Source organism: Thaumasiovibrio subtropicus (genome assembly GCF_019703835.1).
GTDB lineage: Bacteria > Pseudomonadota > Gammaproteobacteria > Enterobacterales > Vibrionaceae > Thaumasiovibrio > Thaumasiovibrio subtropicus.
In genome coordinates, this window is sequence record NZ_AP023054.1 from 2583647 (window position 1) to 2598183 (window position 14537).

12 protein-coding genes are annotated in these 14537 nt (G+C 48.7%); 10 read left to right on the top strand and 2 right to left on the bottom strand.

The window, feature by feature from the left end:
• Position 1 precedes the first annotated feature (1 nt).
• From rsxD to TSUB_RS11415, 7 genes are all read left to right on the top strand, one after another.
• Positions 2-1048 (top strand): electron transport complex subunit RsxD, encoded by a 1047-nt coding sequence (rsxD, locus tag TSUB_RS11385; protein ID WP_087016326.1) that lies wholly within the window; start codon positions 2-4, stop codon positions 1046-1048.
• A gap of 10 nt (positions 1049-1058) precedes the next feature.
• Positions 1059-1694: an electron transport complex subunit RsxG gene (gene rsxG / locus TSUB_RS11390; RefSeq protein WP_087016343.1), complete on the top strand. Its 636-nt coding sequence runs from the start codon at positions 1059-1061 to the stop codon at positions 1692-1694.
• The gene (locus TSUB_RS11395; RefSeq protein ID WP_087016345.1) at positions 1691-2389 is read left to right on the top strand and encodes an electron transport complex subunit E; all 699 of its coding nucleotides are present in this window, start codon (positions 1691-1693) and stop codon (positions 2387-2389) included. Before rsxG ends, TSUB_RS11395 begins: the two co-directional genes overlap by 4 nt.
• Positions 2390-2608: 219 nt before the next feature.
• Complete coding sequence (gene nth / locus TSUB_RS11400; RefSeq protein ID WP_087016346.1) at positions 2609-3253, top strand: endonuclease III; 645 nt, start codon at positions 2609-2611, stop codon at positions 3251-3253.
• 295 nt (positions 3254-3548) lie between these two features.
• Positions 3549-5117 carry a tetratricopeptide repeat protein gene (locus TSUB_RS11405; RefSeq protein ID WP_087016347.1) on the top strand — a complete coding sequence of 523 codons (1569 nt, stop codon included), beginning with the start codon at positions 3549-3551 and terminating at the stop codon, positions 5115-5117.
• A gap of 104 nt (positions 5118-5221) precedes the next feature.
• Positions 5222-5638 carry a lactoylglutathione lyase gene (gloA, locus tag TSUB_RS11410; RefSeq protein WP_087016348.1) on the top strand — a complete coding sequence of 139 codons (417 nt, stop codon included), beginning with the start codon at positions 5222-5224 and terminating at the stop codon, positions 5636-5638.
• Between the two features lie 493 nt (positions 5639-6131).
• Positions 6132-7424, top strand: coding sequence for an L-lactate MFS transporter (locus TSUB_RS11415; protein ID WP_087022605.1), 1293 nt, complete (start codon positions 6132-6134; stop codon positions 7422-7424).
• Positions 7425-7514: 90 nt separating this feature from the next.
• Here TSUB_RS11415 and TSUB_RS11420 read toward each other — a convergent pair whose 3' ends face one another.
• Entirely contained in the window at positions 7515-8150 is a 636-nt protein-coding gene (locus tag TSUB_RS11420; RefSeq protein ID WP_087022609.1) for a LysE family translocator, read from the bottom strand.
• 285 nt (positions 8151-8435) lie between these two features.
• Positions 8436-9287: a flagellar protein MotY gene (gene motY, locus TSUB_RS11425; protein WP_414718381.1), complete on the bottom strand. Its 852-nt coding sequence runs from the start codon at positions 9285-9287 to the stop codon at positions 8436-8438.
• Positions 9288-9485: 198 nt separating this feature from the next.
• On the opposite strand from motY, the gene rnt reads away from it, so the two are divergent.
• The 3 genes from rnt (at position 9486) to TSUB_RS11440 (ending at position 14227) form a co-directional block, all read left to right on the top strand.
• A complete protein-coding gene (rnt, locus tag TSUB_RS11430) occupies positions 9486-10157 on the top strand; it encodes a ribonuclease T (protein WP_087022615.1) in 672 nt (223 codons plus the stop codon).
• Positions 10158-10450: 293 nt separating this feature from the next.
• Positions 10451-11701 (top strand): OmpP1/FadL family transporter, encoded by a 1251-nt coding sequence (locus tag TSUB_RS11435; protein WP_087022618.1) that lies wholly within the window; start codon positions 10451-10453, stop codon positions 11699-11701.
• A gap of 51 nt (positions 11702-11752) precedes the next feature.
• Positions 11753-14227, top strand: coding sequence for a VolA/Pla-1 family phospholipase (locus tag TSUB_RS11440; RefSeq protein WP_159064937.1), 2475 nt, complete (start codon positions 11753-11755; stop codon positions 14225-14227).
• Positions 14228-14537 lie beyond the last annotated feature (310 nt).

Here is a 14537-nt window from a genome sequence, read left to right on the forward strand (position 1 = left end):
CGTGGCGTTTTTATTTGCCAGTTCACCCCATGATCACAACCGTAAGCGCACCAATGAAATTATGCGCACCGTCATCTTATGTTGTGCGTTTGGCATTGTGGCGCAATGCGTTTTCTTTGGGGTTGGTACACTCGTTCAAATTGCGATTGCATCTGTCACTGCGGTCGTTGCTGAAGCTATCGCCGTTGCTTGCCGCCGTCGTCCAGTTTGGCCCTACCTTCGCGATAACTCGGCCCTACTCACTGGCGTCCTGATTGGCATCGCCATCCCCCCGCTTGCACCTTGGTGGATTGCTGTCATCGGCGGCATCTTCGCGATTCTAATCGCAAAGCACGTTTATGGCGGCCTAGGTCAAAACCTATTTAACCCCGCGATGGTCGCTTATGTCGTGCTACTTATCTCATTTCCAGTCCAAATGACGACATGGCAACCCCCATCCTCATTGATGGCAGAGCCCGTCGGTATGGGCGATGTCTTTTCTGTGGTCTTCACTGGGTTTGATCTTGAAGGCTTCAGTGCCAATCAACTTCAGCTCGGTATTGATGGCAGTACCATGGCCACCCCGCTGGACACAATGAAAACGGCGCTAAGTTCAGGTTTTACTGCTTCAGAAGCATTACAGAACCCCATTTTTGGTCATCTTGGTGGTATTGGCTGGGTTTGGATCAACATCGGCTTTTTCATTGGTGGGCTTATCCTAATCCGCCTTCGTATCATCCAATGGCACATTCCAGCAGGTATGCTAGGTAGCATGTTCGTGCTGTTTAGCCTGAGTTATTTGTTCGGACCGGACAGCAGTGGCTCTCCCCTCTTACACCTATTCTCTGGCGCAACCATGCTCGGCGCCTTCTTCATCGCTACGGACCCAGTTAGTGCATCGACCACCATTCGAGGCAGAGTGATATTTGGCGCGATGATCGGTTTACTGGTGTTCTTAATACGCAGTTGGGGGGGGTATCCTGATGGGGTAGCATTTGCCGTTTTACTTGCCAATATGACGGTGCCCCTCATTGATTACTATACTCGCCCCCGCACTTATGGACATTAAGGAGTAATCCATGCTCAATGCGATTAAAAACAATGCCAAAGTGCTTACCATCGCAGCGGTACTATCAACTGGCTTGGTGGCGGTAACCCATTACCTTACTGCACCGACGATTGCTCATCAGCAACAACAGCAGTTGCTCAAAACCTTGAATGAGGTTATTCCGTCAGACATTTATGACAACGACCTCGCGAACAGCTGTTTGATGCTAACCGCGCCGAATGCGTTAAGCAGTCAGACGCCCATGCCTGCTTATCTTGCGACCAAGCAAGGTGAGCCAACGGCGATCGCGATTGAAACCATCGCCCCCGATGGCTACAACGGTACAATTCGACTCATCGTGGGTATTGCGCTATCAGGAGAAGTCTTGGGTGTACGCGTGTTGGAGCACGCCGAAACCCCCGGACTTGGCGATAAAATCGATCTCCGTGTCAGCAATTGGGTAGAGAGCTTCGTCGGTCGTCTCATCGACCCTAGCGCGTTAGCACCATGGGCAGTGCGCAAAGATGGCGGACAGTTTGACCAATTTACCGGTGCCACTATCACACCGCGTGCGGTTGTGAATGCAGTCAAACGCACCGGAGTCTACTTTTTATCAGAACAAGCAACGATAGTTCGTGCCGCTGAACAGTGTAAGGAGTCACAATGAGTGAACATAAAGCATTGATGACCAATGGCCTTTGGCATAATAACCCTGCCTTGGTACAGTTACTGGGCCTTTGTCCACTGCTGGCGGTTTCTTCCACCGTCACCAACGCGCTCGGACTCGGGATCGCGACCACTTTGGTGCTATTGGGTTCAAACATCACCGTCTCCTTGGTACGTGAATACATCCCCAAGGAAGTGCGTATTCCCGTCTTTGTGATGGTCATCGCTTCCCTTGTTACTTGTGTACAACTGCTGATGAACGCCTATACCTTTGGCTTGTACCAATCCTTAGGCATCTTTATTCCCTTAATTGTCACCAACTGCATTATTATTGGTCGTGCAGAAGCTTACGCCTCAAAGAACACACCAAAACTCGCCGCGATTGACGGTTTTTGGATGGGAATGGGGATGACAGCCGCACTTGTCGCACTCGGCGCGTTACGCGAGGTATTGGGGAACGGCACGCTCTTTGATGGTGCCGACAGGTTACTCGGCGAATGGGCAACAGTACTGAGAATTGAAATCTTTACCTCAGAGAGTAACTTTCTACTCGCGATGTTACCGCCCGGTGCCTTTATCGGGGTGGGACTCCTTATCGCGGCCAAAAATTTGATTGATGAGCAGTTAAAAAAAGCCGCTCCTAAGACAACGAAGCCCGAAATCGAACGGGTGCGTGTGACAGGTAGCCCGCAATAACAGTCCTGTCACAACAGGTACGTTTATTCTCACTCATAGCTTAAGGCATAACCTCATCTCTATATGGCTCACTGCTTTTCAAACAGTGAGCCTTTCTATCCCTACCCTCATCTGCTGAATCTCGTTACAATATGCCAAAAAAAGAGCCTAGTGCGTTGTCTGGTACAGATAGCGACACCAAGCACCTCAAGAGCATAATACACGGAAGCGTCAGCCACTATGAACAACACAAAGCGCGTGCAAATCTTAGAGCGTTTGCGCGCCAACAACCCCAAACCCGAAACGGAACTTAACTGGAGTTCGCCGTTTGAACTCCTCATCGCGGTCTTGCTTTCCGCGCAAGCCACCGATGTCAGTGTCAACAAAGCGACAGACAAACTCTATCCCGTTGCAAACACTCCTCAAGCCCTACTTGATCTGGGAGTCGATGGCGTCAAGGAATATATCAAGACGATTGGCTTGTTTAACTCCAAAGCAGAGAACGTCATCAAGACCTGCCGTATATTGCTCGAACAACATGGCGGGGAAGTACCGGAGAATCGAGAAGCGCTAGAGGCACTACCTGGCGTTGGTAGGAAGACGGCCAACGTTGTGCTCAACACCGCATTTGGTTGGCCAACCATTGCGGTCGATACACATATTTATCGCGTTTCAAATCGCACCAAGTTCGCAATGGGTAAAAATGTTGACCAAGTAGAAGAAAAACTCCTCAAGGTCGTCCCTAAAGAGTTCAAACTCGACGTCCACCACTGGTTGATTCTCCATGGCCGCTACACCTGTGTTGCACGTAAACCACGGTGTGGCAGTTGCATTATCGAAGATCTGTGCGAATTTAAAGAGAAAGTCTACCCAGACGGCGAGTAACGTTGACAAAAGTCGCTCGTCATTACCCCCCTCAATGGCGAGCTTTCCTGCCTCTCTTTTTCTTCAGTTTCTGTCCAAGTTCACAATAACACGCAACAATTATTCGTCATCTCGTCATTATTGCCGCAAATGGCGACATCTTTCGTTACAATCAGCCACAGTTTGTCATGATAATAATAAATTGCCCTCTCGCCCTGCGCATACAGGCACATGACACAACATGGATACGCGAGACCATGAGTGACACCTAACGCGGTGACTTCTTGACTCGCCTCACTATCTCGTAGAGGAAATAATGAATAAAAAGCAACTTTTGGCTGGCTTAATCTCTTGCGCGCTCTTCCTACCTTCGGCTTGCGCGTCCACTGAAAACTCAAACAGCTTTACCACTGCAACCGTCAGCGCAGAAACCAAATCGCTTCGCGAACAAGGCATCAATCTGCTTTATGATGCGCAAAACCGCAGTGACGTCAATGAAGCGATCCGATTACTCAAACAATCCGCAGACGGCGGCTACATCGAAGCCATTACTGATCTCGGTGATGTTTACTATGAAGCCGATTACGTTGAGCAAGATCTTGAAGAAGCGCTAAAGTGGTTCTTACTAGCGGCAAATCGCGAAGACACCTATGGCGCCTACAGCGCTGGCTTCATGTACTACAACGGTGAAGGCACGCCAGTTGATTATGAGCAAGCGTTTAAGTACTACCTTATCGCCGCTGAAGGTGGCGACGATGACAGTATCGAAATGGTGGCACATATGTATGCGGAAGGCATTGGTGTAGCGAAAGATCCTGCCAAAGCAGCCCAGTGGGAAAATACCTATTACAACGACGACTCTGCCGATGACTCAGCCCTGCTAGCCCTGCTTGCTGAAGCGCAAAATGGCACCAAAGAAGAACAGCATGAAGTCGGCCTAATGCTGGTCAGAGAGAGCGAAACGCTAGAGGCTGCCGAAAAAGGTATCGCACTACTTGAACAACTCGCCAACGCTGGCGACCCAGATGTCATGACAGATATCGCGGATTTCTACTACGAGGCCGTGTACCTAGAGCAAGATTATGAAGAAGCGCTTAAGTGGTTCATCAAGGCAGGTGATCTTGGTGATAGCTATGGCGCATACAGTGCTGGATACATGTTCTACAACGGTGAGGGGGCAGAAACCAACTACCCACTAGCCGCCAAGTACCACACAATTGCAGCAAAAGCAGGCGACATGGACAGTATGTTTGAGCTTGCGATTATGTACGATGAGGGGACAGGTGTAGAGCAAAGCTATAAACAATCGGCTCACTGGTATCAGCAAGCCGCAGAAGCTGGGCATGATGGCGCAATGTACAACCTAGGCGTCGCTTATGATACTGGGGAAGGCGTCTCGCAAAACTTCGAAAAATCCGCTTACTGGTACCAGCAGGCTGCGGATCTTGGCAATTCGGACGCCATGTTTAACTTGTCGGTTGCTTACTTCAATGGCGAAGGGTTAACGCGCAACAGAACCAAAGCGATGCACTACCTCGATTTAGCGGTCAATGAGGGTGACGCCCATGCGCTGTACCTTAAGGGTGTCCTATATCGAGATGGCGACGAAGGCTTACGCCGTGACTATGGCAAGGCGCTCGAACTCCTCGAAGCCGCTGCCATTGAGAATCACACGTCGGCGCAGATCGCCTACGGACGTATGCTCGAAAAAGGACAAGGCATAGAGAAAGATAAAATCCAAGCCCTTGCTTGGTATTACATTGCTGAGGCGAACGGTGATAGCGATGCAGAAAAACGCATCCGGATTATCAAGCGCCGCATGACACAAGAAGAGCAACAAGCGTCAATGGATCTCTTTGATGAGCTCGCTTACCACTTGTTGTAATCAGTAATCACATTGAACGCTGTTATCTAGCATGAGTTTGAGTATATAGTTATAAGCCATCCACGTGTGGGTGGCTTTTTTACACATTATCTGGAGCAATCTCTATGTCTAATGGACGTATTCTTCACACCATGATTCGTGTCGGTGATTTGGACCGCGCTATCGAGTTCTATACCCAAGTCATGGGCATGACACTACTACGCAAAAACGAAAATACCGAGTACAAGTACACCTTGGCCTTTGTCGGCTATGGCGACGAATCAGAAGGTGCTGTCATCGAGTTGACTTACAACTGGGGTACAGACAGCTACGACATGGGCAACGCGTTTGGTCATATTGCGATTGGCGTTGACGACATCTACACAACTTGTGATGCCATTAAAGCAGCAGGTGGCAATGTTACCCGCGAACCAGGCCCTGTTCTAGGCGGTTCGACACACATCGCCTTTGTCACCGACCCAGATGGCTATAAAATTGAACTCATCCAGAATAAGAGCGCGAGCCAAGGTTTAGAAGGTTAACCTCGCTCACATTGATGCACTGAATAGATCAAGAGACTGCTTCGGCAGTCTTTTTTCATCAGTAAATATTTAAAAAATGCGAGATAAAATCATAAAATTTGATATTCAGCTTTACCGATAAAGTAAAATTGAATATGATCCAGATAGATATCAATTAATCTGATTTAAAACATCTGCGCAACAACTTCCAAAAATGCAAACTAGGATTCCTCCATTGTCGGCGTCGCCGAAGTATATACTCGGAATTTCCGAGGTGTTATCACTCTCTAAATATCAAAAAGCAAATTTAGTGATTTAATACAAATGCTTACCCTTAAATTCATCACTCCTATTATTTCACTCTTCCCGCAAATAAATATGAATAAATAATTCTATTTGTAACAAGATATTTCAGCATTTTCGGCTTCAATTCGCATCGGAAAATAAGCGATTTTCAACCGCTGGCTCTTGGGCTAACGTTACGATCAGTAACCCATTTAACTGGTCTCCAATCATGAATACATCTAAAACGAAAAACCGTTGGTTAATTGCCCTCGCTGCGGTTGGTATCCATATATCCATCGGCTCAGTGTATGCATGGAGTGTATTCTCTAACCCACTCCATGATGCATTTGGCTGGGATCTCAAACAGATTTCCTTCACTTTTGGTATCGCAATCTTTTTCCTTGGCGCTTCGGCAGCCGTTATGGGACATGTTGTTGAGAAAAAAGGCCCTCGCTTTACTGGCCTAATTGCCGCCACCTTCTTCGGTGCCGGCGTAGCAGGTGCGGGTGTCGCCACCATGTTAGAGAGCCTCTACTTGCTGTATTTCAGCTATGGGGTATTGGGCGGTATCGGACTCGGTGTCGGCTATGTCACACCAGTTTCCACCCTCATCAAGTGGTTCCCAGATCGTCGTGGCTTAGCAACAGGCCTTGCGATTATGGGCTTTGGTTTCGCGTCTATGATTGCGAGCCCTGTCATTCAAGCTTTAATCAGTAGTGTGGGTATCCCAACAACATTCTTCATCATGGGTGGTACCTACTTCGTCGTCATGATCAGCGCGGCATCTTACCTAGAGCGTCCTCCAGAAGGTTGGCAACCAGACTGTATGACGCAGGCTTCTGCTAAGAAAGAAGTAAAACCTAAAGCGTGCGATTGTAGCCAACAAGATGCCAACGATGCCGTCAGAACCCCTCAATTTTGGGGCTTGTGGATCATGATTTTCATCAACATCACATGTGGTATCGCTATCATCTCTGCGGCGTCGCCAATGGCGCAAGAGATTGCAGGCCTGAGTGCAATGCAAGCAGCAACTATGGTCGGTATCATGGGAATGTTGAACGGTCTTGGCCGCCTATTCTGGTCGTCCGCCTCTGACTACCTGACACGTCCAAACACATTCTTAGCGTTCTTTGTGATTCAAATTGCGGCATTTACCCTACTGCCTTCACTAAGCCAAGCGCTGATGTTCCAACTTGTCGTGTTCTTAATCATGACTTGTTACGGTGGCGGCTTCTCCACGTTGCCTGCCTATATCGGTGACCTATTTGGTACCAAACAGTTGGGTGCAATCCACGGTTATGTATTAACAGCGTGGGCGCTAGCCGGTCTAACAGGTTCATCACTGGCTGCTTTTGTCCGTGAACTTACCGGTAGCTACACCATGACGATGTACATCTTCGTCGGTATGCTAACCGTGGCCTTAATGATTGCCGTTGCGATGAAAGTGTATGTCGCTAAAACTCAACGTGCGATTGAAAACGCGCAAGGGACAGAAACAACAAAAGATATGGCGTCAGCATAACACCAAAGACTCAGCCCTTTTAACAGGCTAGAGTCGCTCCACATCTAAAAAGACGAGCGTTGCGCTCGTCTTTTTTGCTATCTCACCCCATCAACTCGTACTGCGTAACTGCATCAAACTCGCCCCCATCGCGACAAAAATACCACCACTGATACGCTGAAACCACTTTGCACCATTGCCTCTGCTTAACAAGCCTTTGGCAGCGCGCGCTAAGTAGCCATAACAAAACAGCGAGAGGAAAGAGAAGCTCATAAACAAAAACGTCATGATGAAAAACTGCGGCATGACCGGATACGATGTATCCATAAATTGCGGAAACAGCGCTGCAAAAAACAGGATGGGCTTAGGGTTCGTCACGGCGACAAGCGTGCTCTCCTTTAATGCCTGCCGATAGCTGATTTGATTATCACCCAGCGAACTATCCAGCGATATCTTGGCATGTTTTGCCGTCATCAACTGTTTAATACCGAGGTAAATCAAGTAACCCGCACCAACCATCTTGACAATAAAAAACAATGTTGAAGATGCCATCAAGACAGCACTCAACCCACTGATCGATAAGCTCGACAAAATGAATAAACCAATGACATTACCGAGTGCACCAAGAACAACAAAAGGCATGCCACGAATCGCACCATTAAAGATCGCCAAGAAAACGGCGGGGCCCGGGCTAATAATGTAGAAGAATGAAACCACAGCGTAGATAGCGAGCGTATCGAAATTCATCACACGTCCTTATATGAAAATGCCTTGAAACAATTAAGGTGAATGTTACCAACTCCCTATCGCTTGAAAAGCAGCCATCACGACGAACAATCTTTCTTAACCAGAAAGAAACGGATTAAACACCTGATTTTTCATTCAAATATTTCACTCAATGGTTTTGTCAGTAATTGTTAGCGGATTGGATTCTGTTTACTTCCCACAAAAAAGGCATCGCTGCTTCGCGATGCCTTTATACTCAAGTCACCTCAAGATGCTTGAGTCTATACACAACCAATACGGTTGAACTTAGATAATCGTCCGTCCCAACGAGATAACGACGCGACGGTTTTGTGCTTGACCAATCGGGTTGGCATTATCGGCAATGGGACGTCGTTGCCCATAACTTTCGACTTGAATTCGATCCGGCGGTAAACCCAGCGATAGGAAGAATTCTTCGAGTCGCTTGGCACGTTTCTCCGACATCTCTTGAGAAACCTCCGTACCCTGAGCAGAATCTGAGTAAGTGGCCAACAACACCAAATCTATGTCATCACTGTAGCGGACAAACTCGGCGATTTGCGTCAAGCGCTGCTGAGAAGGCTTATTCAACTCCTCACTGCCTTGTTCAAAGTTAAGCACTGTAAAGGAGATATCTTCAAAACTGTAAGGGAGTAAGTTGTCAATACAGGCGCTGAACTGGTTGTAGGAATTCTGAAATGACACCGCAGACAAACTCACTTCTATCTGTTTATCCCGATTCACCCAATCCCGGTAACTGAATGTCGGAAATCGACCAATCTCTAGCTCTGACAACAACGCCCACGCCATTTGTCCGCCGACATAGCCATCAAACTGTTTAAAGAACTGCATTTGAGTAATACGCTCCGCAACATCGCCGGGCATCCAGCGCGCAGGCATCGAAACGAGATTCACAGAGCGCGTCTCCCCCATCGGGCGACGCATCTTCAGCTCAAAATCCAAGTTAATCTTTTTGCTGGCGCGCGAGCTAAACTGAGCATCACCATAATTAGGAATACCGTGCACCAGGCGGCATTCAAGTGGCGTATCCACCACAACTTGCCACTCGGATTGCGCTGGCGTGGCAACATAATGCCGTCCCGCTAGCGTTTGTGGCGCAGCGAAAAGCGAAAGCAGCATAACAGTTGAGAAGGCAAGACGTTGCATTGTGTTCCTTAAATTTCCTATTCCACCAATAGATCGACGACTTATACAGATTCTTTAGTGTTGATGACGCTGAAAGCGCATAGCCCGTGTCAGCGTCACTAAGGAGTGTTAGCGATAATCGTGCCAATCTGCCATAATGGCGAGCTTTACAGCCACCCATAGAATGAAAAGATGACTGAAATCGCAGACCACAATCTACTGAAAAAACGCTTTCGCGGCTACCTACCTGTTGTCGTAGACGTGGAAACAGCCGGATTTAATGCAAAAACCGATGCGTTACTCGAGATCTGCGCAATCACCCTCACTATGGATGAAGACGGCTGGCTGAAACCAGCAACAACGATGCATTTTCACATCACGCCTTTTGAAGGGGCGAATATTGAGAAAGAGGCACTCGAATTTAACGGTATCCGAGACCCATTTAGCCCATTGCGAGGGGCCGTTTCTGAAGAGAAAGCGCTAAAAGAGATCTATAAGCAGATCCGTAAAGAGCAAAAAATACATGGCTGTCAACGCGCGATTATGGTGGCACATAATGCGACCTTTGATCATAAGTTTGTCTTTGCTGCCAGTGATCGCAGCAAGCTAAAGCGTAATCCTTTCCACCCCTTTGCAACCTTCGACACCGCGGCACTCAGTGGCTTAGCATTTGGACAAACCGTCCTTGCGAAAGCCTGCCAAGCCGCAGGCATGGCGTTTGATAACCGTGAAGCTCACTCTGCTCTTTATGATACAGAGCGCACCGCGACACTATTTTGCGAGATTGTTAACAAATGGAAGCAGTTAGGTGGTTGGCCACTGGGCGATATTCAAACAGCTGAAGATAACGAATCTATCAGTTAAAACACGCAATTTTAGAGCTAAGACCCTAATTATTAGGCTCTTAGCTCTGTTTAAAACAGCCGATTAAAATCAAACAAACGTTTAAAACACTAATATTAAAACCCCTCTCTCACTTCTTCTTTGAAACTTCATAATTACTATACATTTCCTTAACATATCAGAAATTCAAGCATATACTTCTTGAAGCTTTCCCTCCAACCAGTAGGAAACGCCGCAACTAACACTCTGCAGCTGCTGTGTCTTAAACAGTAGACAGCAAATGACAAGAAGCTAAAACTAGAGAGAGGCAGCCAATGTCCGTAAAACTCAAAGTGGCGACTTTAGCCGCAGCCATCGCGTCACTCCATGCGCACGGTGCAGGCTTTCAGGTCGCTGAGCAGTCGGTATCAGGTATTGGTCGAGCAAATGCCGGCGAAGCCGCCATCGCTGACAATGCCGCAGTAATTTCCCGTAACCCCGCCGCAATGACGCGTTTCGACACGGCCCAGTTGTCTGGTGGACTCATGATTGTTGATACCAACATCGACGTCACAGACACCGATCGCAACCAAACTGCTCACGATGTCGCTCCCATGGCTGCCGTCCCCGCAACCTATTACCTTAAGCCCATCAATGAAAAATGGTGGTGGGGCATCGCCATGTTCAGCCAATATGGTGTCGCGACCGATTACCCTGATGACTTCCTCCACGGTGACTTAGCAGGCAACACCTCACTGATTACCGTCAACATTAACCCCAATATTGCCTTTAAAGTGAACGACAAGCTGAGCCTTGGTTTTGGTCTGAGTTTGATCTACGGCGATGCTGAGCTAGACCGTCATCTTGGTGGTGCGTCGGGGGCATTCAATGGTAAGCCTAGCGATAAGCTCATTAGTATGGCTGGGGATACTTGGGCTTACGGGTGGAACATTGGCGCGCTCTATGAGGTCAGCGACACCACGCGCTTTGGTCTCCATTACCGCGCAGAAACTGAGCTGGAATTTGAAGGTAAATTTACTGACCACCAAGGCATCATCATAGACGGTGGCGTGAAAGGCGCGACAGTCACCGGTGATCTCAATGTCATACTTCCTGCTACTTTTGAGTTTTCCGGTTATCACGATCTCAACGAAACATGGGCAGTCCATTACAGTGTGTTCTGGACAGAGTGGAGTAAATTTACTGAACTCAAAGCCACTAACAGCAAGTGTAATTTCAATGGCCTACAGAACGTCTGCTTCTTTAAAGAGGAGAAGTACGATGACGCCTTCCGCTATGCTATCGGCGCAACATACAAACACAGTGACGATTGGACTTTCCGCGCTGGGCTAGCCCTTGATGAGCAAGGGGGTAAACCAACGCTCAGCATTCCAGATAGCGATCGCTTTTGGTACTCAGTCGGTGCCACTTGGCAGTACAGCGAGTCGCTCAGCTTTGATGCCGGCCTGACTTACCTCACCAGTGATGACATCAGTTTCAAAGAGAGCGGACTGTTGGGTGAAACCAACTTCAGTTCCACTGGTGATGCTTTTGTATCCGGCGTTCAGCTTAACTACACCTTCTGATTTGTGACATTTTGACGCTCAGTCATGATGTCGGCGTATGGAGCCAACACTATGAAAAAACAAACACTTGCTCTACTCGTAGCCGCAACACTTGGGTTAACGGGTTGTGGCGATGATAGCAGCCTCTCAGGCACACCGACCATTGGATATGAAACCGCTATTGCTGAGAGCCTAAAAGCCCCTACAAAGGTGAACTTCAAGCTGCAAGGCCCTGATGCCAATGTGCCTGCCCCATCGTTTTTCTTGGTCGATACCTTTGATGGCACACTCAATATTCCTGTCACGGGTGATGCAAACGATCTGTCCAATCCTATTGTCGCCATGAACCGCACGGATGGCTGGAGTCCCAATCAACCTATTTTAATTCCGTTTAACGGCGTCGCACTTGACCCAGCAACCTTATCGTCCGGTGTTCGCGTCGCCAAAGTGCCAAACCCACTGGCAACCACGGCAGAGGCGTCATCTGCTGCCGTGACCACACCCAGCTTACTCACTTTTGGTGTTGACTATATTGTCAGTCTGGTAGGTGGCCAGGTAGCCATTGTTCCTTTGACAGCACTCGATGAGAAAACGGATTACTTCTATGCGATTACAGACGCGCTAAAAGATACCAATGGCGACAGTGTCGGCATGACGGAGTCTTACGCCTCATTGAAAACCAAGAACAGCGAGCCGGTTGCCGCCTTACTGCGTGCACAAACGCTGGTACACGGTATCGAAGCCACCATGGCTGGTTTAGGTGTGACAGATGAAGTTATCTACTCTAGCTGGTACACCACGGGCGCTGTGGGTGATGTCGTTAATGCCACCAAGGGCGCTATCGCACAGTCTCTGAGTGGCTTGGCACAAGGCGCAACGCTCAACGATATCTGGAAAGGTAACGCCAACCCGAACAACAAAGATCTGACCGGCCTATATACCTTAAGCCTAGCGCCAACAGGCACGGATTTCGCCACCGCCGTTGATGACGATGCCGGCCTCAGTGCGTTTCTCGGCGACAATGCCGCCGCGGGTAAAACAGCAATCAAAAACACTTACGCTGGCTATCAACAGCTAGGCTTAAACGTCGATGTCTATAAAGGTACCCTGAAACTACCTTCTTACTTAGAAACATCGGTGGAAAACCAAGCTTGGAAAAAGACCCCATTTCACGCCGCCATGCCGAGTCTTGCCAAGCTGAGTAACACGCTGAGTACAGGCAGTGATGCAGATAAAGCGGCACTGGGTAAACAACTTGCCGAGCTTGGGTTTGACACCAGTGTCTTATCTAGCGGTGATAACACGGCTATTTTAACAGAAGCCGCCAAGCTGCTTGGCGTCACGCTGACATTAGCAAACGGTACTGCGCTCGATGCTGAGCGAGTGATCACTCAGTATAATCCTGTACCGCAAATTAAAGATGTGGTCGACATTCCTGTGATCATGTTTGTCCCACAGGGCGTCGCAAACCCGGGCGTATTGCTCTATCAACATGGCATCACATCCCGCAAGGAAAACAGCTACCTGTTCGCCGCCAACCATATGGCTATCGCACTTCAGGCACAGCAACAACCTTACGCGATTCTCGCCTACGACCAACCTTTACACGGTGAACGGGCGCTGTCTGACGGCACTGTTGCCGACGATGACAATGTTGCTGTCTTCATGAATTTGGAGTATCTCAATGTGGCTCGCGATAACCTTCGCCAAGGCGCATTGGACACCATAGGCGCGCGCACCGCATTGACCGTAATGAAAGGGCTCGGCCACCCTATTTTGGACGCGGTAGATCTTAGCAACATCTCCATCATGGGCCATTCGCTCGGCGGTATCACCGCATTGGCCGCCTATCATGGGGTGACTACCTCTATCTCACCAGAGGCGGACGCGGTATTCACCACCCAAGCCGGCGTTTTTGCCAATCCAGGCGGTGGTATTGCTGACCTGCTACTCAATTCTGGCGCATACGGTAATACCGTGAAGCACAGCCTGTTAATTGCATCGAACGTGAATTACCAAGCTTTCCAGAAATCAAAATGTCTAGACGAGGATGGACAGCCTACAGTCACCAATGAAGTGTGTTTCAGTAATTTCTATAGCGTGCTGGATGATGCAAGCAAAGCCGCAGTTGACGCTGGTTTTGCAAGCTTTGCGTTTGCTGCCCAAACGGTACTCGATCCCGTAGATCCGGTGAACTTTGCGTACAATACTGAAGCGCCCGCTTACTTAATCCAATCAGCGAATGACCCCGTCATTCCGAACAGTGTTGCAGGCAGTACGACGGGCGGTACCGCCCCGACGATTGCAAGAATGGCATTAAGTAAGCTGACGGGGACAGTTGCGCAGCAAACGACCCGCGTGGCCGCTTACTTTGCACCTCAGGATCCTATCACTGTCGGTCACAGTACCGTGATTGCGCCGAATAGCACCCTAACCGACGCCGCGGTTACCCAAGAGATGCAGACCCAAATCGCCACTTTCGTAACCCAAAAAGGGCAAGGGGTCGTTGTTACCAATAGTGCTGTTATGGATACCAGTACCGAGTAGCTAAACAGACGTTAAACCGTCCCTACAAAGAGTCGCATCTGCGGCTCTTTTTTGTGAGCACGAATATCATATACGAAATTTTTATCGTCAGCCGAGACCCACCACTGCCCCTCTCTGCGTGTTACCTCGCAAGCCTACACTTGTTAACACTATTGTTACTTCGCATGTATTAGTCTCTAGGGCATAGTTGTTATTGACGAGAAACCTCGCGTTTCCCGTACGAGAACGGTTACTCCTCTACACAAACTACCTCAAGATGCTTGGTCAGCGAGAGTGTCTAGATTTGCCATCAAGGCACTGCTTTGAAGTT